Genomic DNA, 25941 nt, shown 5'->3' on the forward strand with positions numbered 1-25941 from the left:
CGAGCCGCGGTCCGTTCTCCACCCCCGTGGGAGGACGGACCGCGGCTCCGGTGAACCCGGCAGTCAGCCGCTGCCGGATCAGCTGTGGGTCAACTCCCGCTGCTCCGGCGCCTCTTCACGCAGCCCGAACCGGTCGTGCACCCGGCGCAGTGGCCTCGGTGCCCACCAGGCGCGGCGGCCGAGCAGGGCCATCGTCGCCGGGACGAGGAGCATCCGGACGACCGTCGCGTCGATCAGGACGGCGAGGGTGAGGCCGAGGCCGATCTGCAGGATGGGGGAGAAGCCACCGGTCATGAAGGCGCCGAAGACCACGGCGAGGAGAAGCGCCGCGCAGGTGACCACGCGGCCGGAGCGGCGCAGACCGGTCACCACGGCCTCCTGGTCGTCGTGCGTCCGCGCCCGGGCCTCGCGCATCCGGGACAGGATGAACAGCTCGTAGTCCATGGCGAGTCCGAACGCGATCGCGATGATCAGCGGGGGTGCGGTCAGGCTCAGCGCGCCCAGGCCCTGTGCTCCCAGCGCTCCGGCGAGATGCCCGTCCTGAAAGACCCAGACCACCGCCCCGAGCGCCGCGCCCAGACTGAGCAGCGTGGTCAGGATCGTGCGCAGCGGGATCAGCACCGAGCCGGTGAAGGCGAACAGCAGGGCGAAGATGCCGACGAGCACGGTCACCGCCGCCCAGGGCGCCCGGTCGGAGAGCATCGCGCGGAAGTCGACCAGCCGGGCCGCGGGTCCGGTCACCTGGACCGGTGCGTCACCGCGTACGTCCCGGACCCGCTCGACCAGGTCGGTGGCCGCCTTGCCGTCCACGCTGCCGGACGGCTGGATCTCCACCACGCTTGTGCCGCCGGGCAGTTGGCGGGTCTCGGCCGTCGGCGAGAGGGCCCGGATACGGTCGGCGGTCGCCGTGTCGGTGCCCGGCTTCAGGACGACGGTGACCGGGGAGACACCGGTGCCCGGCGGGAAGTGCGCGTCGACCGTGTCGTACAACTGCCGTGCCTCGGTGCTCTTCGGGAGCTGGGTGGCGTCACCGAGCTGGATCTTCATGCCGGTGGCGGGCAGCGCCAGGACGAGCAGGAGGGGTACGACGACGGCGACCACGGCGACGCGGTGGCGGGCCGAGAAGCGGGCCAGGCGGGCGAAGACGCGGCCCTCCTCGCCGTCCGGACGGATCTTGGCCGGCGGGATCTTCCCGCCGAACCTGGCGAGGAGCGCCGGCAGCAGGGTCAGAGCGGCCAGCATGTCGATGACCACCACGGCGGCCACGGCCAGGCCCATGCTGCGCAGGAAGACGCTCGGGAAGACCAGCAGCCCGGTCAGGCTGACGGCCACCGTGACCCCGGAGAACAGCACGGTCCGCCCGGCCGCGGCGACCGTACGATGCACGGCCTCCACGACGTCGTCCGTGTGCCGGCGTTCCTCGCGGAATCGGACCAGCATCAACAGGGCGTAGTCCACGGCGAGTCCGAGCCCCAGCATCGTCGTCACCTGGATCGCGTACACGGAGATGTCGGTGACCTGGCTGAAGCCGAACAGCGCGAGGAACGCGCCCGCGATCCCGCTGACCGCGATCACCAGGGGCAGCGCGGCCGCGCGCAGTCCGCCGAACACGACGAGGAGCAGGGCCAGTACGACCGGCAGGGAGATCAACTCGGCGTTCCGGACGTCTTCTTGGGCTCGCTCGCCGATCTGCGTGCCCAGCAACGGGCCGCCGCTGACGTGGACTTCGGGCGCGTCGATCTCCTTGATCCGGTCGGCCGCCGCGTCCACAGCCCGTTCCTCGGCGTCGTCGTCGAGACCGCCGGTGAGGGTGACCGGGATGAGCAGGGCCTGCCCGTCCTGCGAGGTCAGGCCGCGGGTCGTGTACGGGTCCGGCACGGCGGCGACCCCGGCGATGTCGCGCACGTCGGCGACGGCCCGCTCGACCTGGTCGCGCAGGCCGGGGTCGGTGACCGCGACGCCCTCGACGACGGCGGTGATCGACTCGCCGGTCGGGTCGGTGCGGTCCAGGTACTGCGCGGCGTGCTCGGACTCGGTGCCGGGTACCTCGGGCACGTTGTCGGAGAGTCGCGCGAAGACGCCCGTTCCCAGGCCGAAGCCGAGCAACAGGAAGAGCACCCAGAACAGGATCACGGTGAGCGGACGACGGGTGGCCGTCCGGGCGAGTGCGGAGAGCACGGTCCCTCCCTGCGAGGTGTGCGAGGCATCGATGGACATGACCCACAGGCTCGTGCGGGAGGGGGTGCCACCGGATCGCCGGAGGGAGCGGTTTCCGGGACTCCGTCGTACGGGGGAGAGGGGGCCGGGACTCACTCCCCAGCGGGAGGAACCGGCCCCTCCGTCAACTGCCCTCCTCCGTCAACTGCCCTCCTCCGACGGCCCGTCCGTCCCGGTCGCGCCCGCCACGACCAACCCCGTCTCGTACGCGCAGATCACCGCCTGCACCCGGTCCCTGAGCCCCAACTTGCTGAGCACATTGCTGACATGGGTCTTCACGGTGTGCTCGCTGACGAAGAAGGTCGTGGCGATCTCGGCGTTGGACAGCCCGCGGGCCAGCAGCCGCAGGGTCTCCGTCTCGCGGGCAGTGAGGACGTCGAGGCGTTGCGGGGTGACCGAGGCGGTGGCCTCCTCGCGGCGGCGCCGCACGATGTCCGCGACCAGGCGCCGGGTGACCGTCGGGGCGAGGAGCGAGTCGCCGGCGGCGACGACCCGCACGGCGTGCACGAGGTCGTCGCGGCGGACGTCCTTGAGCAGAAAGCCGCTGGCGCCCGCGTACAGGGCCTCGTACACGTACTCGTCCAGGTCGAACGTGGTCAGCATGACGACCTTGCAGCTCGACTGCGCGCACACCCGCCGCGCCGCTTCAAGGCCGTCCATCACCGGCATCCGGATGTCGAGGAGCAGCACGTCGGGCGCGTGCCGACGCACAGCGGCGACCGCCTCCTCGCCGTCCCCGGCCTCGGCGACCACCTCGATGTCCCGCTGCGCCTCCAGGATCATGGTGAAGCCGCTGCGCACCAGTTCCTGGTCGTCGGCGACGACCACGCGGATGCTCACCCCAGCGCCGCCTGCCGGTCGGCGGCCACCGGCAGGCGTACGACGACCCGGAAGCCCCCGTCCGGCCCGCGCCCCGCCTCGGCGGAGCCCCCGCAGGCCGCCGCCCGCTCCCGGATGCCGATCAGCCCGTGGCCGCCGTCGCCGGGAGCCGACGGACCTCGGCCGTCGTCCGTCACCGTCACCGTCAACTCCCGTTCCGTCCAGTCGAGTCGGACCGTCGCGGAGGAAGCGTACGCATGCTTCATGGTGTTGGTCAGGGCTTCCTGGACCACCCGGTAGACGGCGATCCCAGTGTCCGGGGGCAGCGGGCGCGGTTCGCCCGTGGTGCGCAACTCGACGGTCAGGCCCGTGGAATCACCGACCTGGCGCAGCAGGTCGGGCAGCGTGGTCACCCCCGGCTGCGGTGAAGTCCCTTGTCTCTGCTCCTCCTTGAGGACTCCGAGGATCCGCCGCAGCTGCCCCATCGCGTCCCGCCCGGCCCCCGCGATCGCCTCGAACGCGGCCTCCGCGCGCGCCGGATCACTGCGCACGACGACCGGTCCCGCCTCCGCCTGCACCACCATCAGGCTCACCGCGTGCGCCAGGATGTCGTGCATGTCCCGGGCGATCCGGGCGCGTTCCTGTGCCGTCGCCCGCGCGGTGTCCGCGGCGCGTTCCCGCTCCAGGCGGCGCGCCCGGTCCTCCAACTCCGCGGTGTAGGCGCGCTGGACGCGGGTGAGCACCCCGAGCGCGTAGGCGCAGACGATGGTCATCAGATGGAACGCGTACTCGAAGGGCCGGGCGCCCTCCTTGTGCTGCATGGTCAGCGTGACCCCGACGATCCAGCCGACCAGCATCACGCGCCGCTGCCAGGGCCGGCCCTGGGCGCCCATCGTGTAGAGGACCACCAGTCCGCCGTAGACAACGTCCGGCGGTGGCGCGTGGTAGATCGCCATCGCGGGTGACGTGACCGACACGGCGCACGCGGTGCCGAACGGCGCTCTGCGCCGCCACACCAGCGGCACCGCCGTGGCGGCGCCCAGCAGCCAGCCCTGCCAGGTCAGGCGGTCGTCGCCCTCGTCGGGGAAGAGCCACTGGAGCGAGACGGCGAACAGCACGAGGGCGGCGAGCGCGGTGTCGACGACGTAGGGATTCGCGCTGCGCAGGCGGGTGTTGAGGCGCGCGTACCAGGAGTGCGCGACGGAGGACTGCGGGGACATGGGCGGCTCCTCGGGGCAAGGGCCGTTCCAGTATCACGAGGTCAGGGTGGCCCGGTCCTCACCGGTGAGAGGGATATCCGGCGCCCTAGGGACTGTCGTCTGGATCAGTCCGGCGTCGCGGGGTCTGGCACGCACATCTGCGGCGTTGTCGTCAGTCGCCGACTCCCCCACGCTCGGCTTCGCTCGCGCGGGGGGACCCCCATCGCGTCGCCCGCCGCGGCAGCGGCTGATGTCAACGTCTCCTCCGCCTTGCAGCTGCACGCACCAGACCCCGCTCGGCTCGGCCAAGAAGCACCGAGCCCTCACAGCCGACCTGATCCAAACGACAGCCCCTAGCGGACGGCGTCCACCTCACCGGGCCGCGGGAGTTCACGTCTCCTTCCGCTCCGGCCGCCATCCCAGCGCCCGCGAAATTCCGCGCGCCGCCAGCCGCACCGCGGGCCCCAACACCGGTACCTGGGCCTCGACTTCGGGCACCACCACCGACACGGCCGCGACCACCGAACCGCCCGGCCCCCGCACCGGTGCGGCCACCGAGAGGGCGTCGGACGTCACCTGCCGGCTGCTCACCGCGATCCCGGTCCGCCGCACCTCGGCCAGCAGCCGGCGCAGCCGTCCCGGATCGGTGACGGTGTACGGCGTGAACGAGGCGAGCGGCCCCGCGCAGTACTCCTCCTGGAACTCCGCCTCCCCGTGCGCCAGCAGCGCGAGGCCGACCCCGGTGGCGTGCAGCGGCCAGCGCGCCCCGACCCTGATGTGCACGCCCACCGCCGAACGCCCCGACAGCCACTCGGTGTAGACGACCTCGCCGCCGTCCCGGACCGCCAACTGCACGTTCTCGTGCGTCGCTTCGTACAGGTCCTCCAGATACGGCAGGGCGACCTGGCGCAGCGCGAGCCCGCGCGGGGCCAGCGCCGAGATCTCCCACAGCCGCAGCCCGACGTGGTAGACGCCCTCCTCGTCCCGCTCCAGCGCGCCCCACTCGGTCAGCGCGGCCACCAACCGGTGCGCGGTGGTGAGGGTGAGACCGGCCCGGCGACTGATGTCGGTCAGACACAGGCCGGGGTGCTCGTGGTCGAAGGCGGCGAGCACGGCGAGCAGCCGGTCGGGCGCGGAGCGGGCATCGCTCATGGCGAGCCGAAGCCCTCCTCGGTCAGCCGCAGCAGCAGCGCGTGCAGCGTCTCGCGCTCGGCCGCACCGAGCGGGCCCAGCAGGTCGTTCGTCACGCGCAGGCCCGCCTCGTCCGTGTCCCGCAGGAAGGCGCGGCCGTCCTCGGTCAGGACGACGATCCGGCTGCGCCGGTCGTCGGGGGAGGGCCGGCGCTCGGCGAAGCCCTGCTTCTCCAGGTCGTCGACCAGGCCGACGATCGCGCTCGGGTCGTAACCGAGCCGGGAGCTCAGCTCGCGCTGCAGGGCGCCCTCGGACGTGGCGAGGAAGCGCAGCACCGCGTAGTGGCGCAGGCGCAGCCCCGACTCCTGGAGGAACGTGTTGAACAGCTGACCGGCGCGTAGGCCCAGGCGGTACAGCAGATAGCCCGTGTCCGCGTGCAGCCCGCGCATCCACGGCTCGTCCGCGTCGATGGGGTTCGGGGTGACGTGCTGGCGTGCGATGGCGGGCTCCCGGTGCGGCTCGGTACGTGGTCAGAACTCCAGCATCCCGCACCCTTGAGTAATCAACAACTATTGACGTCAACAATTATTGCTCTTAGCTTCGATCTCGAAGCCGCAGCAACGCGTCTCGCAGCGACGGCCGCGCGCCTCGAAGCCGCACCACCCGCATCAGCTCGTGAAGGGACCCACCCGTGCCCAGCATCGATCTCACCGGCAAGGTCGCCGTCGTCACCGGAAGCGGCCGGGGCCTCGGCCTCGCCTATGCCCACGCCCTGGCCGCCCATGGGGCCTCCGTGGTGGTCAACGACGTCGACGAGGCGGTGGCCGAGCAGGCCGTGAAGTCCATCGTCGAGGCGGGCGGCACGGCCGTCGCCGAGGTCGTCCCGGTCGGCACCACCGAGGCCGCGGAGCGACTGGTGAACCGGGCGGTGACCGAGTTCGGCCGGCTGGACGTGCTGGTCACCAACGCGGGCATCCTGCGCGACAAGGTGCTGTGGAAGATGACCGACGACGACTTCGACGCGGTGCTCACCACCCACCTCAAGGGCACCTTCACCTGCGCCCGCGCCGCCGCCGTCCGCATGCGCGAGCAGGGCGAGGGCGGCACGCTGATCCTCGTGGGCTCCCCGGCAGGACAGCGCGGCAACTTCGGGCAGACGAACTACGCCGCCGCCAAGGCAGGCATCGCCGCCATGGCCCGTACCTGGTCGATGGAGCTGGGCCGCGCGGGCATCACGGTCAACGCGATCGTGCCGGTCGCCGCGACCGCGATGACCGAGACGATCCCCGCCTTCGCCCCGTACGTCGAGGCCATGAAGAACGGCGAGCCGCTGCCCGACTTCCTGCGCAAGGGCGAGGGCTTCGGCACCCCCGAGGACTGCGCGGCCCTGGTCCCCTTCCTCGCCTCCGAGCAGGCACGCGGAGTGACCGGCCAGGCCATCGGCATCGGCGGCGACAAGGTGGCACTCTGGTCCCATCCGCAGGAGATCAGGACGGCGTACGCCGACGGCGGCTGGACCCCCGACACCCTCGCCGACGCCTTCCCCACCTCGGTCGGCGCCGAGCTCCAGTCGGTCGGCATCCCGGCGCCCAAGTTCCCGGAGGCGTGATGTCACCCTCGGCTCCCTCGACGCCCTCGACTTCCTCGATGAACGTCGACGAACTGGTCGCGATCGACGTGCACACCCACGCCGAGGTCTCCTCCAAGGGCCACGCCTCCCTCGACGACGACCTGCACGACGCCTCCTCCGCCTACTTCAAGGTCGAGGGCAACCGGAAGCCCACCCTGGAGGAGACGGCCGCCCACTACCGCGAGCGCGGGATGGCCGCCGTGATCTTCACCGTGGACTCCGAGTCCGCGACCGGCACCGCGCCCGTCCCGAACGAGGAGGTCGCCGAGGCCGCCGCGGCCAACGCGGACGTGCTCATCCCCTTCGCGTCCATCGACCCGTTCCGGGGTAGGGCGGGCGTGAAGCAGGCCCGGCGGCTGGTCGAGGAGTACGGGGTCAAGGGCTTCAAGTTCCACCCCAACATCCAGGGCTTCTTCCCCAACGACCGGGCGGTGGCGTACGAGTTGTACGAGGTGATCGAGGAGACCGGCACGATCGCCCTCTTCCACACCGGGCAGACGGGCATCGGTGCGGGGGTGCCGGGAGGCGGCGGGATCCGCCTCAAGTACTCCAATCCCCTGCACGTCGACGACGTCGCCGTCGACTTCCCGCACCTCAAGATCATCCTGGCGCACCCGTCCTTCCCCTGGCAGGACGAGGCCCTCGCCGTCGCCACGCACAAGCCGGGTGTGCACATCGACCTGTCGGGCTGGTCGCCGAAGTACTTCCCGCCGCAGCTCGTGCAGTACGCGAACACGCTGCTCAAGGACAAGGTCCTCTTCGGCTCCGACTTCCCCGTCCTCACCCCGGACCGCTGGCTCGCCGACTTCGAGAAGCTGCCGATCAAGGACGAGGTCAGACCGAAGATCCTCAAGGAGAACGCCGCCCGACTGCTCGGGCTGACCACACCGTAAGGGGCCGGACATGCGCAACGAGGGACTGGGGTCGTGGCCCGCACGCCGGGCCCGCAAGACCCCGCACCGCACCGCCCTGATCCACGGCACCACCACGCTCACGTACGCAGAGCTGTACGAACGAAGCACCCGCCTCGCCCACGCCCTGCGCGCCCGTGGCATCCGGCGCGGCGATCGCGTTGCCTACCTCGGCCCCAATCACCCCTCCTACCTGGAGACGTTGTTCGCGGCCGGCACGCTCGGCGCGGTCTTCGTCCCCCTCAACACCCGGCTGACCGGGCCCGAGATCGCCTACCAGCTCGCCGACTCCGGCGCCAAGGCCCTCGTCCACGGCCCCTCGCACACCGGTCTCGTCGCCGGACTTCCGGGCAGCACCGACGTCCGGACCTACGTCGAAGTCGGCGCCGAATACGAGGAGTTGCTGACCTCCGCCGCGGTCGACCCGATCGACGAACCCGTCATCCCCGACGACACCTGCGTCATCATGTACACCTCGGGCACGACCGGCCGCCCCAAGGGCGCGATGCTCACCCACGGCAACCTCACCTGGAACGCGCTCAACGTCCTCGTCGACACCGACCTGATCGCCGACGAACGCGCCCTGGTCTCGGCCCCGTTGTTCCACACGGCGGGTCTGAACATGCTGACGCTCCCGGTCCTGCTCAAGGGCGGCACCTGTGTCCTGGTCGAGGCCTTCGACCCGGGCCGGACCCTCGAACTGATCCAACGGCACCGGATCACCTTCATGTTCGGGGTGCCGACGATGTTCGACCAAGTGGCCAGACACCCGGGCTGGCCCGCCGCCGACCTCTCCTCCCTGCGCATCCTGACCTGCGGCGGCTCCCCGGTGTCGACCCCGCTGATCGCCGCCTACCAGGAACGCGGACTGACCTTCCTGCAGGGCTACGGCATGACGGAGGCGTCCCCCGGCGCGCTGTTCCTGGACGCCGAACACGCGGTGAGCAAGGCGGGTTCGGCCGGCGTGCCGCACTTCTTCAGCGATGTGCGCGTGGTCCGCCCCGACATGGTCCCCGTCGACATCGGCGAGACCGGCGAGGTGGTGGTCCGCGGGCCGCACGTCATGCCCGGCTACTGGGGACTGCCCGAGGAGACGGCCGCCTCCTTCACGGACGGCTGGTTCCGCAGCGGGGACGCGGCCCGGGTCGACGAGGACGGGTACGTCCATATCGTCGACCGCATCAAGGACATGATCATCTCCGGCGGCGAGAACATCTACCCCGCCGAGATCGAGGACCTGCTCCTCGGCCACCCCGACATCGTCGAGTGCGCGGTCATCGGCGTGCCGGACGAGAAGTGGGGCGAGGTGCCGCGGGCCGTGATTGTGCCCAGGGAAGGCGCCTCGCTCGACCCCGACGAGGTGCTCGCCTCGCTGTCCGGGCGGCTCGCCAAGTACAAGATCCCGAAGTCGGTCGTGCTCGCGGACGAACTCCCGCGCACCGCCTCCGGCAAGCTCCTCAAGTCCCGGGTGCGCAAGCGCTTCGGCGACCGACAACTCCCGTAAGGAACACGCTACTTATGAGCATCACCGTCAACGGCCTCGACGAACTCAAGAAGCTCGCCGGCAGCGACCTCGGCACCAGCGAGTGGATCGAGGTCACCCAGGAGCGGATCGACACCTTCGCCGACGCCACGGGCGACCACCAGTGGATCCACGTCGACCCGGAGCGGGCGGCGCAGGGCCCCTTCGGCGCGCCCATCGCGCACGGCTACCTCACCCTCTCCCTCTTCATCCCTTTGTTCACCGAGCTGTTGGACGTCCAGGGCGTCACCACAAAGGTCAACTACGGCCTGAACAAGGTGCGTTTCCCCTCACCCGTGACGGTCGGCTCGCGCATCCGCCTGATCGGAAAGCTGGCGTCGGTCGAGGAAGTGCCGGGTGGGGTGCAGATCACCGTCGACGGCACCATAGAGATCGACGGCGGCGGGAAGCCCGCCGCCGTCCTGCAGAGCCTGTCCAGGTTCTACGCCTGATCCCCGCTGCCTTCTACCTGCTCACGTCCACGAAGACCGGGTTGGAGTAGAACCACGTGTCCGCCCACGGGTCACCGTTGCCCGGCTCGTGCGTGATCGGCCCGTGCGGGTCGACGGAGGCGCCGAGGTAACCGGCCCCGTGCCGGTTGCCGTCGCTCCCGCGCAGTCGGACGTAGAAGGACTCGTCCCCGGCCGTGAGCGGGATGCGCAGGGTGTACGTCCCCTTGCGGCCCGACACGTCCTTCGAGTGCACGACCTTGGTGTCCGGCGCCTTCCAGCTGTCCCGGTCGCTCACCTTGCCGCGCACCGCGCCCCGGATGACGTCGACGTGCGCCAACTCGGGCAGGATTCCCTGGGGGTTGGCCCGGGAGGCGCTCGTCACCGTCACGTACAGCGTGATCTTCTCGCCCCTGCGCACGCGCAGTCGGCCGCCGAGGGTGACACCGCGGCCGGAGTCGCAGTCCCGCTTGACCCGCACGTCGAGCCCGTCCAGGAGATGGCCGTGGTCCAGCCAGACCCGGCCCGCGCGCAGGCCCGCCATCACCGCGGTGTAGCCGTAGCGGGTGACGCCCACGTGGGTGCGGCTGAACTCGCCGGGCCAGAAGTCGCTGCCGGGCTGCGGGGTGTCGGTGTTCACCGGGTCGGGCAGCCTGCCGGTGTTGTCGAAGTTCTGCCCGGCCGGCCAGTCGCCGTTCTTCCACGTGTCGAAGACCGTGCGGTGGTTGTCGGAGTTGGTGCTGATCGAGAACAGCTTGCCCTCGGCCAGCATCGAGTCCCACAGTCCGCCGACGGTCGCGGTCGCCCAGTCGAAGCCGCCGTAGGTGAGGTAGGCGTCGGCCGGGTAGCCCGCCCAGGACTGCGCGGAGGGCTTGTTCTCGTACTCGCCGCGGATCGAGGTGGCGCCGCGCCAGCCGGGGATCGCCGCGCCCTGGGCGCCGGGCGCGCCCTCCATGCCGATCATGACCTCGGGGGCCGCGTCACGCCAGTTGCGGATCTCGTGCGGGGAGTCGATGCCCAGCCGCAGCGGGTGGTTGGCGAGGACCAGGACGTCGTCGACGTAGCCCGAACGACGCTGCTCGGCCAGCCACTTGATGGCCTTGACGGCGTGTGCCTCGTTGCGGGCGGTGTCGGTCGCGCCGGCCGCGCCCTCGGTGTAGCCCAGCAGCTTGCCGTCGTAGGCCAGCTCGAACTGCGTGAGCAGGTCCACCTCGTGCCGGCCCGGTGCGGCGAACACCGTGCAGTGCTCGGCGGCCGGGATGTACCACTCCAGGCCCTGGAAGATCAGCTGACGCGGGTTCTGCGCGCGGGCCTTGAGGATCTCCTTGTGCTCCAGCGCGGCGCCGTAGTTGGCGTGCCCGAAGTTGGAGTGCTCGTTGAACACCATCCAGTCCAGGCCGTACTTGGCGGCGGCCTTCGCCTGCTGGGAGAACGTGTACTTCGCGTCGTGGCTGTAGACGGAGTGCACATGGTGGTCGCCGACCAGGTAGGCCAGGCGCGGGTCATTGCCGCCGTAGCCGCCGCGGTCGGTGCGGTCGGCCGCGAGCGCGGGCGTCGCGGCCGAGCCGAGGGCGAACGCGGCGCCGAACAGGCCCGCGTTGCGCAGGAGTTGGCGTCGCGAGGAGCCCTGGGCGTCCAGGGCGGCGGGAGAGACGGAGGGGTCGGCCCATTCGGGCAGCTGCTGCTCGGTCATGATCTGGAAGGTCCTCTTCGAGGGCGTCAGTGGGTCATGAAGGACGTGACGGGCAGCGCCCGCGAGACGATCCGCACATCGCCGAGGCGGCCGTGCAGGATCTGGTCGATCTTCCCGCCGTACTCGTAACCGCCGAGCAGCCACGGCAGGCCGACGGAGGTGAGTCCGATCGCGGCCGCGTGCGGATTGCGGGCCACCGGGCAGCCCTGGACGTACAGCGTGGTGTGCCGGCCGTCGTTGACGACGGCGAGGTGCCACCAGGTCTCGCGGGCGGTCTCGTCGCCCCAGTTGGTGGCGATGCCCTCCTGGTTGAGCGGGCGGACGGCCCACTGCGGTCCCGGTCCGTCCGAGATCGAGAGCGTGGCCAGCGGCTCGTCGGGGTCGTCCGCGGTCTTGCCGGCCGCGCCGCCCGTGCCGGTCCGGCTGACCAGCCCGGACCAGGCGTTGTGCGAGGCGTCCCAGTCCGCGGGCAGCCAGTAGAACGCCTCGATGGTGTAACCGCTCCGGAAAGTCGCCGAGTTGAGCGGCGCCTGGTCGACCGTCTTCAGATACGCCCCCTTCAGCGGGGACTTGAAGCCGCTGAACTCCAGGCTGCCGTGGCCGGGTTGGTCGGGGTGGTGCGTCGCCGACCAGCCCAGCGTGCCGCCGCCCACCGAGACCGTGGTGAGGTCGTTGCCGCGACCGGTCAGGTCACGGACGGTGCCGGAGACGGGTCCGTCGAAGCGCCAGTACGCCACCGTGCCCGGGATCAGCATCCGCGAGGCGGGCCGGGCCGGGCGCACCGGCACCGGGTCGAAGCCGGCGAAGCGCTCGGTGAAGTCGATGTCGACGGAGAAGCGGTCGCCGTCACCGCTCAGCTCCATCTCCTGCCGCTCCAGCTCGTTGAGGCCCTTCGCGGCCCGGCCGAGGATCCACGGGGAGACCGTCTCGACGTCGATGACGTCGCGGTCCAGGTCGAAGTGGTAGAGGCGGATCATCGCCGCGCCGCCGAAGTAGCGGTTCTGATAGTTCGTCAGATGCAGGTGGACGTCGTGGCCCGCCGCGTTCTCGCGGACCACCCGACCGGCGGGCCAGTAGTGTCCGTTGAGGGTGAGGAAGATCTGGTCGTGGTCCTTCACCAACTGGTCCCACAGCTGCTGCCCGTACGAGGACAGGGTGTCCTCCTCGACGACCAGCTCGTGCGTGGTGAGGACGACCGGGGTCTTCGGGTGCCGGGCCAGGACGTCCTTCGCCCAGGCGTAGCCCTTCGCCGACAGCCGCCAGTCCAGCGCGAGCACCATCCACTCGCGCCCGCCGGCCGTGAACAGGTGGTACGTGTTGTAGCCGTCGTCGGACGCGCCGCCGAAGGTCTTCTTGTTCTTGAACCGCTTCGGTCCGAAGGTGTTCAGATAGGGCGTCGAGCCGCGCTGGTCGTCCGTCGAGGAGTTCACGTCGTGGTTGCCGGCCAGGACGCTGTAGCCCACGCCCCGCCGGTCCAGGATCTCGAACGTCTCGCCGATGGCGTCGAATTCGGCCTCGGCACCGTTCTGGGTGAGGTCGCCGAGGTGGCTCAGGAAGACGATGTTGTCGTCCTTGCCGTGCTCCAGCAGATAGCGCAACGAGGCTTCCAGCGGCGCCGGGTAGATGCTCGGTCCGTCGAAGAGGTACTGGGTGTCGGGCATCACGGCGAGGGTGAAGCGCCGGCTGTTCGGGTCGGGCCGCCAACCGCTCTTCTTCTCGGCCGCCTCGGCGACGGTCGGCAGCGCGACCCCGGCCGTGGCGGCGGCGCCGAGCAGCGCGGTGGCGCGCAGGAAGCCGCGTCTGCCGGCCCCGGACGGGACGGCCTCGCACTGGGCGGCCTCGTCCTGGTTGTGGTCATGCGAAGTACACACGGGTGCTCCGTAAGTGACGTGAGAAAGCCTGGGATCACAGCACGCGCAGGGTCCAGCTCCAGCGGTGGAGGCCCGGTGCGATGCGGTACGAGGGGAAGGTGTCCGGGCCGCACGAGGCGGTGCCCAGACCGCGGTGCGCCGCGTCGATGTGCACCACGCACCCGGCGCGCGGCGCCAGTTCGTCGTGGTGAGTGGCGGCGATCAGGTCGTCGGCGCGGAAGCGCGTGACGGAGACCTGGCGCGGCTCGTCCAGCGCGACCGCGAGGCCGGTGGCGTCCGCGGCCGAGAGCGTGAAGCGCCGCACCCCGTGCCGGCCGCCGCTCTCCTGCGGACGCAGGTAAGGGGTGAACAACTCGTCGACGGGGACGGAGTGATGACCGACCGGAGCGCCCGCGCAGCGGTCGGGGTACGACTCCCAGGGCCCCTGCCCGAACCACTCCAGCAGGTCGAGTCCCGCCACCGTCTCGAAGACCGACCCGACCCGGGCCACGTCGTCGAACTCCTCGGGCAGCTCGGCTTCCTCGTCGATCCGGATGCCGCCCTCGACCGGGGTGAGCTCCTGCCGGTGCCGTACGACACCGCCGGTGCCGGCGTACTCGGCGAGCACGGTCACGCTCGACCCGGTCTGCCGCACCGACACGACCTTGCGGACCAGCGAGTCGAGCCCCCAGGTCCGCCAGCGCAGCGCCATGCCGCCCAGCTCGTCGTTGTCGGTGGGCGCCCGCCACAGGGACAACGTCGGCGCGGCCGTCAGCAGCGGGTGCATCAGCAGCCCCTCGCCGTCGACCTCGACGGGCCGGTCCACCGTCACGCCCTCGGGCACGACGGGCCCGCGCAGCCGCACCTGAGGTGCGCACACCTCGGTGCCGACCGGCGCCCACGGCAGCTCCTCGGCCGTGGTCACCCGCAGGGTCAGCCAGGCCTCGCCGCCGTCCCGCGGCACCTCGAAGGGCAGCGGCACGGCGACCGTCTCGCCGGGCACCAGAGCGGGCAGCACGGCGGGCACGGTCAGCGTACGGCCGTCGGCCAGGACCAGCTCCCAGGTGCCGGACAGCCAGTCCAGGCCCCGGAAGTGCTGGTGGTTGCCCAGCACGATGCCCTCGTGCCGGTAGCACTCGATGCGCAGCGGTGCCGCGATCTCCCGGTGCTCGAACAGCATGGGCTTGGGGGTGCGGTCGGGGAAGACCACCCCGTCGGCGATGAACGCGCCGTCGTGGATGGTCTCGCCGAAGTCGCCGCCGTACGCCCAGCGGTGACCGGGCGCGGCGACACCGTTGTCGTACAGCCCGGCGCCAGCGCGCCCGGTGGGTCTTCCGTCGCTCACGCGTTGCAGAATTCCGTGGTCCCAGAACTCCCAGATGAACCCGCCCTGAAGACCGGGAGTTGACTCGATGGCGGCCCAATGGTCGGAGAGTGTGCCGTTGCTGTTGCCCATGGCGTGCGAGTACTCGCACTGGATGAGCGGCCGGGTCTGCAGGCCCGACAGCGCGTGGGCGACGCAGTCCTCCAGCGGCGCGTACATCGGACAGGCGATGTCGGAGGCGTCGTCGGTGGCCGCCCAGTCCAGCTTCGCGGCCCCCTCGTACTGGAGGGGCCGGGTCGGGTCGTGCCGGCGCAGCCAGCCCGCCGCCGCGTCGTGGTTGGCGCCGTAGTCCGACTCGTTGCCCAGCGACCAGATGATGATCGACGGATGGTTCTTGTCGCGCAGCGCCATCCGCGCGACCCGGTCCACGAAGGCGTTCAGATAGCGCGGGTCGTCGGCGATCTCGTGCGCGTGGTCGTGCGACTCGATGTCCGCCTCGTCGACGACGTAGAACCCCAGCTCGTCCGCGAGGTCGTACAGGGACGGGTCGTTCGGGTAGTGCGAGGTGCGGATCGCGTTGAAGCCGAACCGTTTCAGCAGCACCAGGTCCGCGCGCATGTCCTCGTACGACACCGTGCGGCCGGTCAGCGGATGGAAGTCGTGCCGGTTCACGCCCCGGATGTACACGCGCTCGCCGTTGACCAGCAGGTCCCGCCCGTCGATCGTGACGTCCCGGAAACCGATGCGGTGGTACGAAGTGTCGGCGACCGTTCCGTCGGCGCGGTGCAGCCGGACGGTGAGGCCGTACAGCTCGGGCGTCTCGGCGTTCCAGGTGCGCACCTCGGGCACGACCGCGTCGATGCGCGCCTCGCCGAGGAAGTCCGAGACGCGGTCGTCATCGGCGTTGGCCCGGTCGAACTCCACGTTCTGCGCGAGGAGTTGACCGTCGAGGTCACCGCTCACCCACCAGCCCACGGGCAGCGCCCCGCCCGCGTCCCGCACCAGACAGTCCACCCGCAACTCGCCCGCGAAGGACGCCCGCACGGTCACGTCGGCCAGATGCAGCGGATCCGTCGCGTACAGCAGCACCGACCGGGTGATCCCGGCGTGCCACCACTGGTCCTGGTCCTCCAGGTGCGAGGCGTCGGACCACTTGACCACGGTGAGCCGTACGGTGGCCCGCTCGCCGGCGCGGACGAGATCGCTCAGGTCGAACTCGGCGGCCAGGTGGGAGTCCTTGGAGACGCCGACGGGTCGCCCGTCCACGTGCACGAGCAGCACGCTCTCGGCGGCGCCGACCTGGAGCACGATCCGGCGCCCGGCCCAGTCGGCGGGCACCTCCACCTCACGCTCGTACACACCCGTCGGGTTGGCCGCGGGGGAGTGCGGCGGGAACTCGGCGAACGGCATCTGGACGTTGGTGTATTGGGGGAGGTCGTCCGTGTCCTGCACGGTCCAGGCGCCGGGGACGTACGCCGACGACCAGGTTTCGGTGAGCGAGGCGTCCGGACTCGGCAGCAGTTGGAAGCGCCAGTCGCCGTCGAGGGAGACCGCCTCGCGGCGGCGGTCGACGGCGTTCATGGGCAACCGCCCCCAGGAGGTCACCTCAGGTGCCTCCCAGGGGCGGAGCGCCAACAGGGGGTCCAGCTCCCTCACTTGATGGCTCCCTTGGCGAGGTCCCCGATGATCTGCCGGGCACCGATCGCGAAGACGATCAGGAGCGGAACGAGTGCGAGCAGGGCTCCGGTCATGACCATTCCGTAGTCCGTGGTGCCGTGGGTGCCGTTGAGCTGGGACAGCGCGACCTGGAGGGTGACGTTGTCCGGGTTGGTGAGGGCGATCAGGGGCCAGGCGTAGTCGTTCCACTGACCCATGAACGTGAAGATGCCGAGGAAGGCCAGGCCGGGGCGGACCACGGGCAGGGCCACGTGCCAGTACTGGCGCAGGAAGTTGGCGCCGTCGATGCGCGAGGCGTCGAGGAGTTCGTCGTGGATCGCGGTCTTCATGTACTGGCGCATCCAGAAGATGCCGAACGCGTTGGCCGCGGCCGGCACGATCAGCGCGGTCATCGAGCCGATCCAGCCGAGCTTCGCCATGATCACGAACTGCGGGATCGCGGACAGCTGCGCCGGCACCATGAAGATGACCATCAGCAGCGCGAACAGCACGTTCTTGCCCGGGAACTGGAACTTGGCGAAGACGAACGCGGCCAGCGAGTCGAAGAACAGGACCAGGAAGGTCACCGAACCCGCCACCAGCAGCGAGTTGAACATCGAGCCGAAGAAGTCGATGTTGTCGAAGAGGCTGCGCGCGTTCTCCAGGAAGTGCGAACTGGGCAGCAGCTTGGGCGGATAGGAGAAGATCTCGCTCGTCGTGTGGGTCGACATGATGACGGCCCAGTAGAACGGGAAGGCCGAGAGCAGCAGCCCGACGACCAGGACGGCGTGCAGCGCGATTCCGCGGCTGCGGGTTCCCTTGATGGATGCCATGGCGCGGCCTCCCTAGTCTTCGCCCCGGCGCTGCACAAGGCGCCAGTTGACGATCGAGAAGATGATGACGACGAGGAAGATGCCCCACGCCACGGCGGCGCCGTAGCCGAAGTCGTTGTTGTCGAAGGTCTGCTGGAAGAAGTAGAGGACCATCGTCTGGCCGGAGTGACCCGGACCGCCCGCGTACGTCGAGTCGTTGGACGTGGTCTGCAGCAGCACCTGCGGTTCGGAGAAGCTCTGCAGACCCGTGACCGTCGAGATGATGAGTACGAACAGCAGCACCGGCCGCATCATCGGGAGCGTGATCCGGAAGAAGGTCTGCACGGGTCCCGCGCCGTCCATGCGGGCCGCCTCGTACAGCTCGCTGGGGATGGTCTGGAGTCCGGCGAGGAAGATGATCGCGTTGTAGCCGGTCCACTGCCAGGTCATCAGCGTGGCGATGGCGATCTTGATGCCCCACGGGGTGTTCAGCCAGGCCACCTGGTCCAGGCCGACCGCCTGCAGAAAGGCGTTCACCAGGCCGAAGTTGGTGGAGAACACCGAGCCGAAGATGATCGCGATGGCGACCACCGAGGTGACGTTCGGCAGGAAGTACGCGAAGCGGTAGACGTTCTTGAAGCGGACCGCCGAGTTGAGCATCACGGCCGTCACCATCGCCAGGAAGATCATGGGGAAGGTGGCCAGCGCCCAGATGATGATCGTGTTCCCGACCGCGTTCCAGAAGTCGGTGTCGCCCAGCAGGTACTGGTACTGCGACAGGCCCGCCCACTCCATCGAGCCCAGGCCGTCCCAGCGGTGCAGGGAGACGTAGAGCGAGAAGCCGACCGGGATCAGGCCGAAGCAGAGGAAGAGCAGATAGAAGGGGGAGATCGCCGCGTACAGGTGCCAGTACTTGCGGAATCCCGTACGCGGGCGGGTGGCCGTCACCGTCTCGACGGTGACCGGGGGCTTGTCCAGTGCGGTGGCCATCAGTAGCTCACCCCCAGGTGCTTCGCGATCCGCCGGCACTTGCTCATGGCGTCACTCCAGGCCTTCTTGGGGTCCTTGCCGAGGACACCGACGTTCTTGATCTCGTCCTTGAGGGGCTGCCCCAGCGCCACGTCGAAGGGGCTGTTGTAGGCGACCGTGATCTCCTGCGCGGCCGGCCCGAAGACGTCCATCGTGACCTGACCGCCGAAGAACGGATCGGGCTGACGGAGCGTCTTGAGGTCGTACGAGGCGGGGGTGGAGGGGAAGAGCCCCGCGTCGGCGAAGCCCTGTGCCTGGTTGGCCGCGTTCAGGATCCACGTGATGATCTGGAACGCCTGCTCGGGTTCGCGGCACTCCTTGGTGATCGACAGGAACGAACCGCCGTTGTTGGAGGGCCGCACCGGCATCTGCGCCACTCGCCAGCGGCCCTTGGTCTTCGGCACCCCGGTCTTGAGGTCGCTCGTCGCCCACGAGGCGCCCAACTGGCTGGGCAGCTTGCCGTCCTGGACCGCCGACAACTGGTCCGGCGTACCGCTCACCAGATCCGAGACGATCTTGCGCTGCTTGGCCTGCACGGCCAGCGCCCAGGCGTCGCGCACATGCTGCTGGTCGCCGATGAAGTGGCGGTCCTTGTCGACGTACCGCTTGCTGCCCTGCTGCACCACGTTCTCGAAGATCGAGTTGACGTCGGTGACCAGGGACGTGCCCGGGATCCGCTTCCGCAGCTGCTCGCCGGCCGCGAAGAACTTCTCCCAGGTGTTCAACTCCTTGGAGACGTCGTCCGGTTCGTACGGCAGGCCGGCCTTCTGGAAGACGGCGAACTGGTAGTAGTGCGCGACCGGACCGCAGTCGATCGGGAAGCCGACCATCGTGCCGTCGTCGGCGATGCCCTGGTCCCACTTCCAGTCCAGGTACTGGCTCTTGTACTTCTCCGCGCCCAGTGTGCGCAGGTCCACGAACTGGTTGGCGTTGGGCAGGTAGGACGCCATGTCCTCGCCCTTGAGGCCCGCGATGTCGGGGACATGGGCGTTGCCCGCCATCGTGGTGATCAGCTTGGACCGGTAGTAGCCGCCGATCTTGATGGCCTGGAGGTCGACGTTGCTGTCGTAGCGGGCCTTGGCGTTCTTCAGGACCGTGTCGCCGAGGCCGCCGTCCCAGTACCACAGGACCATGTTCCGGCCGGTGGAACCGGTCGGAACGGCACAGCCGGACGTCAGGCCGCCGAGCGCCGTGGCGGCCGTACCGGCCAGGCCCGCGCGGAGCAGGCCTCTTCGTGAGAGCCGCACAGCTCCCACCGCCTTTCGGATCTTTTCAGGACGTGCGAACGAGGGGCTTGTGGGGGGCGTTGGGGATCAGTGCTGCCGTGCGGTGTCGCGTGGGGGGAAGGGGTCGTGCCGGGCCGGCGGGGTGACCGGGGCGTGGCGCACCGGCGGGCCGACGTCCGCCGGCAGCCGGTCCGCCAGGAAGCCGTACGCCCGCTTGAGGTCCGGGTCGGTCAGCGAGCGCCACCAGCGGTCGACGCCGTACCAGCCGGGTGCCGCGAGCGCCCCGCCGTGGTGCTGGACCGACAGTCCGGCCGACAGCACGGCGAACCGCAGCCGCTCGGCCAGCGGCCAGCCTGCCAGCGAGGCGGTCACGAAGCTCGCACCGAAGACGTCACCGGCGCCCGTCGCGTCGAGGACGTCGACGTCCAGGGCCGGAACCTCCGCGTACTCGCCGGTGGTCTGGTCGACGGCCACCGCGCCGTCGCCGCCGCGCGTGACCACGGCCACCGGGACCAGCTCGGAGAGCGTGCCGAGGGCCGCCACCGCGCTGTCGGTGCGGGTGTAGGCCATCGCCTCGGTCTCGTTGGGGAGGAAGGCGTGGCACAGCGAGAGCTGGTCGAGCAGGTCCGAGGACCACTGCTGGGTGGGGTCCCAGCCGACGTCGGCGTAGATCTGCGTGCCGTTCGCCGCGGCCTTGGCGAGCCAGGCCCGGGGCTCCGCCTCGATGTGCACGAGTGCGGTGCGCGCCTCGGGCGGGTCGCCCATCAGCGCGTCCTGCGAGTACGGCGGTTCCTGGCCGTGGGTGACCAGGGCCCGGTCGTGGCCGTGCGCGAGGGAGACGGTGACGGGGGTGGGCCAGCCGTCCGCGACGCGGGAGAGCGAGAGGTCGACGCCTTCCTGACCGGCGAGGACCTCATGGCAGTAGGCGCCGTAGAAGTCGTCGCCGAAGACCGTGGCCAGCGAGGTGCGCAGGCCGAACCGGGACGCGGCGACCGCCAGGTTGGCGATGCCGCCGGGGCCGCAGCCCATGCCGGCCGTCCAGATCTCCTCACCGGGCGTCGGGGGCTTGCCGAGACCGGTCAGGACCAGGTCGTAGAAGAGCAGCCCTGTCAGCAGCACGTCGGGCCGATCGTGGTCCTCGGACACGAAGGCGGTCCTCTCGTCAGAACTCTTCAAATTCGATGCAGGGAATCGTGCGCCCCGCTGCGAGATTGGTCAATAGTCGAGCAGAACTGAGCATAGAAATGATTGAAGATGACGAGTAGTGTTCAGCGCGTGCTGGCGGAACGACGACATCAACTCATCCTGCGGGCCCTTCGCTCCGGCGGCCCCGCGGCCGTGACCGATCTCTCCGAGCAGCTGGGCGTGAGCCCGGCCACGATCAGGCGAGACCTGCTCAAGCTGGAGGAGGACGGTCTGCTCACCCGGGTCCACGGCGGCGCCGTGGCCGAGGAGGGCGACCAGCCCTTCGCCGAGGTCGCCGAGGTACGGGTGGCCGAGAAGGACGCGATAGCGGCGCGCGGCGCGGCCATGGTCAAGGACGGTCAGTCGGTGCTGCTCGACATCGGCACCACCGCCTACCGCCTGGCCCGGCAGCTGCACGGCCGCCGCCTCACCGTGATCACCAGCAACCTGGTGGTCTACGAGGAACTCGCCGACGACGAGGGCATCGAGCTGGTCCTGCTCGGCGGCATGGTCCGCCGCGAGTACCGCTCCCTGGTCGGTTTCCTCACCGAGGACAACCTGCGCCAGCTCCATGCCGACTGGCTCTTCCTCGGCACCAGTGGAGTGCGCCCCGGTGGGCAGGTGATGGACACGACGGTCGTCGAGGTGCCGGTCAAGCGAGCCATGATCCAGGCGAGCGACCGGGTCGTCCTCCTCGCCGACCAGGCGAAGTTCCCGGGCACGGGCATGGCGAAGGTCTGCGGTCCCGAGGACCTGGACGTGGTGGTGACGAACGCGCCGGTCGACGCGGCGACCCGCTCCTCCTTCGAGGAGGCGGGCGTCGAGATCGTGCTGGCAGGAAAGGTGCAGGCGTGAAGCTGACGATTCTGGGCGGCGGCGGATTCCGGGTCCCGCTCGTGTACGGGGCGCTCCTGACGGACCATGCCGAGGGCCGGGTCACCCAGGTGGTGCTGCACGACCTGGACGCGGGCCGCCTCTCGGCGGTGACCCGGGTCCTGGCCGAACAGGCCGCGGCCGTGCCGGACGCCCCGGAGGTGACCGCGACGACCGACCTCGACGAGGCACTGCGCGGCGCCGACTTCGTCTTCTCCGCGATCCGCGTCGGCGGCCTGGAAGGCCGGGCGAACGACGAGCGGGTGGCGCTCGCCGAGGGCGTGCTCGGTCAGGAGACGGTGGGCGCGGGCGGCATCGCCTACGGACTGCGCACCGTGCCGGTCGCCGAGGACATCGCCCGCCGCGTGGCACGCCTCGCGCCCGACGCCTGGGTCATCAACTTCACCAACCCCGCGGGCCTGGTCACCGAGGCCATGTCCCGCCACCTCGGCGACCGTGTCATCGGCATCTGCGACTCCCCGGTCGGCCTCGGCCGCCGTATCGCCCGTGTTCTCGGCGGCAACCCGAAGGAGGCGTGGATCGACTACGTCGGTCTCAACCACCTCGGCTGGGTCCGCGGCCTGAAGATCGCCGGGCGCGACGAACTGCCCCGGCTGCTCGCCGACCCCGACCTGCTCGGCTCCTTCGAGGAGGGCAAGCTCTTCGGCGTCGACTGGCTCCAGTCCCTCGGCGCGATCCCGAACGAGTACCTGCACTACTACTACTTCAACCGCGAGGCCGTCCGCTCCTACCAGCAGGTGGAGAAGACCCGCGGCGCCTTCCTGCGCGACCAGCAGGCGAGCTTCTACGACGGGATGCGCGACCCCGGCGCCCGCGCGCTGGCCGCCTGGGAGTCCACCCGCGCCGAGCGCGAGGCCACCTACATGGCCGAGAACCGCGAGACCGCGGGCGCCGGCGAGCGCGACGCCGACGACCTGTCCGGCGGCTACGAGAAGGTCGCCCTGGCGCTGATGCGGGCCATCGCCCGCGACGAGCGCACCACCCTGATCCTCAACGTCCGCAACGCCGGCACCCTCTCCGCCCTGGACGGGGAAGCCGTCATCGAGGTCCCCTGCCTGGTCGACGCCAACGGCGCCCACCCGGTCACGGTGGACCCGCTGCCCGACCACGCCACCGGCCTGGTCTGCGCGGTGAAGGCGGTCGAGCGCGAGGTGCTCGCCGCCGCCGAGTCCGGGTCCCGCGCCACCGCCGTGAAGGCGTTCGCGCTGCATCCGCTCGTCGACTCGGTCAACGTGGCCCGTCGGCTCGTCGAGGGGTACACCGGGGTCCACCCGGGCCTGGCGTATCTTAAGTAGCCGACCGCCGGAAAGCGCTTTCCATCCTTCTTCTGGAGACTTCCATGCACGACGAACGCCGCCGGATCGAGGAGCGCGTCGAGCGCCTCCACAACCAGCGCATCAAGCCCGCGATCTACGCCGCCTCCGTCCCCTTCGAGGTGGAGGCCTGGCAGGCGCCGGGCGAGCCGGTGCCCTTCGAGGAGGCGTCCGCCGCTCCGTACGAGCCCTTCGCGATGGAGACCCCCTGGGGTCCGCCGTGGGGGACGACCTGGTTCCGGATGCGCGGGCAGGTGCCCGCGGAGTGGGCCGGGAAGCGCGTCGAGTCGGTCATCGACCTCGGCTTCGTGGGCGACTGGCCCGGCAACCAGGCCGAGGCGCTGGTCCATCTGACCGACGGGACACCGCTGAAGGCGGTCAACCCGCTCAACCAGTACGTGGCGATCGCCAACCCGGCGGTCGGCGGGGAGCAGATCGACTACCTGGTCGAGGCCGCCTCCAACCCCGACATCCTCGCCAACGACTTCGCGGCGCCGACCCCGCTCGGTGACGTCCTCACCGCGGGCGACAAGCCGCTCTACACCTTCAAGCGCGCCGACCTCGCCGTCCTCGACGAGAACGTCTTCCACCTCGACCTCGACATCCAGGTGCTGCGCGAGCTCATGCTGGAGCTGGGCGAGCACGACCCGCGCCGGCACGAGATCATGCACGCCCTCGACCGCGCCATGGACCTGCTCGACCTGGACGACATCGCCGGCTCGGCCGTGGCCGTGCGCGAGGCCCTGGCGCCCGTGCTCGCCAAGCCCGCCAACGCCAGCGCGCACATCGTCTCCGGCGTCGGCCACGCGCACATCGACTCCGCCTGGCTCTGGCCGATCCGCGAGACCAAGCGCAAGACCTCCCGCACCTTCTCCAACGTCACCTCGCTGGCCGACGAGTACGAGGACTTCATCTTCGCCTGCTCGCAGGCCCAGCAGTACGAGTGGGTCCGCGACAACTACCCGCAGGTCTGGGCCCGCATCCAGGAGTCCGTCAAGAAGGGCCAGTGGGCGCCGGTCGGCGGCATGTGGGTCGAGGCCGACGGCAACCTGCCCGGCGGCGAGGCCGTCGCCCGTCAACTCATCCACGGCAAGCGGTTCTTCATCGAGCACTTCGGCGTCGAGACCAAGGGCGTCTGGCTGCCCGACTCCTTCGGCTACAACGCGGCCTACCCGCAGCTCGCCAAGCTCGCGGGCAACGACTGGTTCCTCACGCAGAAGATCTCCTGGAACCAGACCAACAAGTTCCCCCACCACACCTTCTGGTGGGAGGGCATCGACGGCACCCGCATCTTCACCCACTTCCCGCCGGTCGACACCTACAACGCCCGCTTCAGCGGCGAGGAGATGTCCCGCGCGGTCCGCAACTACCAGGAGAAGGGCAACGCCACCCGCTCCCTGGCCCCCTTCGGCTGGGGCGACGGCGGTGGCGGCCCGACCCGCGAAATCATGGAGCGCGCCCGCCGGTTGAAGGATCTGGAGGGCTCCGCGAAGGTCGAGATCGAGCACCCCGACGCCTTCTTCGCCAAGGCCCGCGAGGAGTACCCGGACGCCCCCGTCTGGGTCGGCGAGCTCTACCTGGAGCTGCACCGCGCCACCTACACCTCGCAGGCCCGCACCAAGCAGGGCAACCGGCGCAGCGAACACAAGCTCCGCGAGGCCGAGTTGTGGGCGACCACGGCCGTCCTGCACGCACCGGACTACGCCTACCCGTACGAGAAGCTCGACCGCCTGTGGAAGACGGTCCTGCTGCACCAGTTCCACGACATCCTGCCGGGCTCCTCGATCGCCTGGGTGCACCGCGAGGCCGAGGCCGAATACGCGCGGGTGGCACAGGAGGTGGAGGTGCTGACCGCCGAGGCGGTGGCCGCGCTGGGCGCCGACGGGACCCGGGTGTTCAACGCCGGCCCCTTCGACCGCGCCGAGGTCGTGCGGACGGCCGCGGGTGTCGCCGCGTACGTCGAGGTCCCGGGCAGCGGCAGCGCGCCCCTCACCGACGCCGAGCCCCCGCAGCCGGTGACCGTCACGGGCCGCGTCCTCGACAACGGCCTGATCCGCGTCGAGGTCGCCGAGGACGGCACGCTCTCCTCCGTGCGCGACCTGCGCGCGGGCGGCCGTGAAGTCCTCGCCGAACAGGGCAACTTGCTGCGTCTGCACACCGACCTCCCGAACTACTGGGACGCCTGGGACGTCGACAAGCACTACAAGAACCGCTACACGGACCTGCTGGACGCCGACTCCGTCGAGATCGCCGACGAGGACCCGCTGCTCGGCTCGATCCGCGTCACGCGCTCCTTCGGCAAGGGCTCGAAGATCACCCAGACGATCACGGTCCGCGCGGGCAGCCCCCGGATCGACTTCGAGACGGACATCGACTGGCACGAGGCCGAGAAGTTCCTCAAGGCCGGCTTCCCCGTCGACATCCGCGCCCCGCACTCCTCCGCGGAGATCGCCTTCGGCCACGTCCAGCGGCCCACGCACACCAACACCAGCTGGGAGGCGGCCCGTTTCGAGGTCTCCGGCCACCGCTGGGTGCACATCGGCGAGCCCGGCTACGGCGTCGCCGTCATCAACGACTCGACCTACGGCCACGACGTCTCCCGCACGGTCCGCGAGGACGGCGGTACGACCACCACGGTCCGCCTCTCCCTCGTCCGCGCCCCGCGCGTCCCGGACCCCGGGGCCGACCAGGGCCGCCACCGCTTCACCTACGCACTGCTGCCCGGCGCGAGCATCGAGGACGCGGTCGCCGAGGGGTACGCCCTCAACCTCCCGCTGCGCATCGCCGATTCGGCGGGCACCCCGGAGCCGGTCGTCTCGGTGACCGGCGACGGCGTCACCGTCGAGGCGGTCAAGCTCGCCGACGACGAGTCCGGCGATGTCGTGGTGCGGCTCTACGAGTCCCGCGGCGGCCGTGCCCAGGGCGTCCTGCGCCCCGGCTTCCCGCTCGCGGGCGCCGAGGTGACCGACCTCCTGGAGCGACCCCTGGAGACTGCCTCCGTCGAGGATGGCGGTGTCCTGGTCGAGCTGCGCCCCTTCCAGATCCTCACGCTGCGCCTGAAGCGGGCCGGGGTGAGCTGAC

At 70.5% G+C, this 25941-nt stretch carries 19 protein-coding genes; 7 read left to right on the top strand and 12 right to left on the bottom strand.

From position 1 onward, the window contains the following. Positions 1-78: 78 nt before the first annotated feature. The 5 genes from ACWDR3_RS13305 to ACWDR3_RS13325 all read right to left on the bottom strand — a co-directional run bounded on the left by ACWDR3_RS13305 (position 79) and on the right by ACWDR3_RS13325 (position 5815). A complete protein-coding gene (locus ACWDR3_RS13305; protein WP_450352667.1) occupies positions 79-2178 on the bottom strand; it encodes an MMPL family transporter in 2100 nt (699 codons plus the stop codon). 180 nt (positions 2179-2358) lie between these two features. Beyond that, positions 2359-3057 (bottom strand): response regulator, encoded by a 699-nt coding sequence (locus tag ACWDR3_RS13310; protein ID WP_450352603.1) that lies wholly within the window; start codon positions 3055-3057, stop codon positions 2359-2361. After that, a complete protein-coding gene (locus ACWDR3_RS13315) occupies positions 3054-4256 on the bottom strand; it encodes a sensor histidine kinase (RefSeq protein ID WP_450352604.1) in 1203 nt (400 codons plus the stop codon). The genes ACWDR3_RS13310 and ACWDR3_RS13315 overlap by 4 nt, the downstream gene beginning before the upstream one ends. Positions 4257-4625: 369 nt before the next feature. Continuing rightward, positions 4626-5387 (bottom strand): IclR family transcriptional regulator, encoded by a 762-nt coding sequence (locus tag ACWDR3_RS13320; protein WP_450352605.1) that lies wholly within the window; start codon positions 5385-5387, stop codon positions 4626-4628. Next, positions 5384-5815 (bottom strand): MarR family winged helix-turn-helix transcriptional regulator, encoded by a 432-nt coding sequence (locus ACWDR3_RS13325; protein WP_450352606.1) that lies wholly within the window; start codon positions 5813-5815, stop codon positions 5384-5386. The genes ACWDR3_RS13320 and ACWDR3_RS13325 overlap by 4 nt, the downstream gene beginning before the upstream one ends. 242 nt (positions 5816-6057) lie before the next feature. Here ACWDR3_RS13325 and ACWDR3_RS13330 point away from each other — a divergent pair, with 242 nt between their 5' ends. Genes ACWDR3_RS13330 through ACWDR3_RS13345 form a run of 4 tightly spaced genes read left to right on the top strand, consistent with a single transcriptional unit; the run spans position 6058 to position 9881 of the window. Continuing rightward, positions 6058-6975: an SDR family NAD(P)-dependent oxidoreductase gene (locus ACWDR3_RS13330; RefSeq protein WP_450352607.1), complete on the top strand. Its 918-nt coding sequence runs from the start codon at positions 6058-6060 to the stop codon at positions 6973-6975. Between the two features lie 38 nt (positions 6976-7013). Continuing rightward, the gene (locus tag ACWDR3_RS13335; RefSeq protein WP_450352608.1) at positions 7014-7889 is read left to right on the top strand and encodes an amidohydrolase family protein; all 876 of its coding nucleotides are present in this window, start codon (positions 7014-7016) and stop codon (positions 7887-7889) included. A 10-nt stretch (positions 7890-7899) separates the two neighbouring features. Then, positions 7900-9411: an o-succinylbenzoate--CoA ligase gene (menE, locus tag ACWDR3_RS13340; RefSeq protein WP_450352609.1), complete on the top strand. Its 1512-nt coding sequence runs from the start codon at positions 7900-7902 to the stop codon at positions 9409-9411. 14 nt (positions 9412-9425) lie between these two features. Then, positions 9426-9881 carry a MaoC family dehydratase gene (locus ACWDR3_RS13345; RefSeq protein WP_450352610.1) on the top strand — a complete coding sequence of 152 codons (456 nt, stop codon included), beginning with the start codon at positions 9426-9428 and terminating at the stop codon, positions 9879-9881. 13 nt (positions 9882-9894) lie between these two features. Here ACWDR3_RS13345 and ACWDR3_RS13350 read toward each other — a convergent pair whose 3' ends face one another. From ACWDR3_RS13350 to ACWDR3_RS13380, 7 genes are all read right to left on the bottom strand, one after another. Beyond that, positions 9895-11571 carry a PHP domain-containing protein gene (locus ACWDR3_RS13350; protein ID WP_450352611.1) on the bottom strand — a complete coding sequence of 559 codons (1677 nt, stop codon included), beginning with the start codon at positions 11569-11571 and terminating at the stop codon, positions 9895-9897. A gap of 26 nt (positions 11572-11597) precedes the next feature. After that, on the bottom strand, positions 11598-13442 hold the full coding sequence (locus ACWDR3_RS13355; RefSeq protein ID WP_450352612.1) for a LamG-like jellyroll fold domain-containing protein: 1845 nt from the start codon (positions 13440-13442) through the stop codon (positions 11598-11600). 34 nt (positions 13443-13476) lie between these two features. Next, positions 13477-16401: a glycoside hydrolase family 2 TIM barrel-domain containing protein gene (locus tag ACWDR3_RS13360; RefSeq protein WP_450352613.1), complete on the bottom strand. Its 2925-nt coding sequence runs from the start codon at positions 16399-16401 to the stop codon at positions 13477-13479. Beyond that, the gene (locus ACWDR3_RS13365; RefSeq protein ID WP_450352614.1) at positions 16398-17234 is read right to left on the bottom strand and encodes a carbohydrate ABC transporter permease; all 837 of its coding nucleotides are present in this window, start codon (positions 17232-17234) and stop codon (positions 16398-16400) included. The genes ACWDR3_RS13360 and ACWDR3_RS13365 overlap by 4 nt, the downstream gene beginning before the upstream one ends. Before the next feature lie 12 nt (positions 17235-17246). Next, positions 17247-18203 carry a carbohydrate ABC transporter permease gene (locus ACWDR3_RS13370; RefSeq protein WP_450352615.1) on the bottom strand — a complete coding sequence of 319 codons (957 nt, stop codon included), beginning with the start codon at positions 18201-18203 and terminating at the stop codon, positions 17247-17249. Beyond that, a complete protein-coding gene (locus ACWDR3_RS13375; protein WP_450352616.1) occupies positions 18203-19489 on the bottom strand; it encodes an ABC transporter substrate-binding protein in 1287 nt (428 codons plus the stop codon). Before ACWDR3_RS13375 ends, ACWDR3_RS13370 begins: the two co-directional genes overlap by 1 nt. 66 nt (positions 19490-19555) lie before the next feature. Then, on the bottom strand, positions 19556-20614 hold the full coding sequence (locus tag ACWDR3_RS13380; RefSeq protein ID WP_450352617.1) for a carbohydrate kinase family protein: 1059 nt from the start codon (positions 20612-20614) through the stop codon (positions 19556-19558). 129 nt (positions 20615-20743) lie between these two features. On the opposite strand from ACWDR3_RS13380, the gene ACWDR3_RS13385 reads away from it, so the two are divergent. From ACWDR3_RS13385 to ACWDR3_RS13395, 3 genes are read left to right on the top strand one after another with little or no spacing between them, the layout of a single operon-like run. After that, a complete protein-coding gene (locus tag ACWDR3_RS13385; protein ID WP_124001918.1) occupies positions 20744-21508 on the top strand; it encodes a DeoR/GlpR family DNA-binding transcription regulator in 765 nt (254 codons plus the stop codon). After that, positions 21505-22842 (top strand): 6-phospho-beta-glucosidase, encoded by a 1338-nt coding sequence (locus ACWDR3_RS13390; protein WP_450352618.1) that lies wholly within the window; start codon positions 21505-21507, stop codon positions 22840-22842. Before ACWDR3_RS13385 ends, ACWDR3_RS13390 begins: the two co-directional genes overlap by 4 nt. Before the next feature lie 44 nt (positions 22843-22886). Then, entirely contained in the window at positions 22887-25940 is a 3054-nt protein-coding gene (locus tag ACWDR3_RS13395) for an alpha-mannosidase (protein WP_450352619.1), read from the top strand. Position 25941: the final 1 nt, after the last annotated feature.

The organism is Streptomyces sp. NPDC001002, assembly GCF_053599215.1.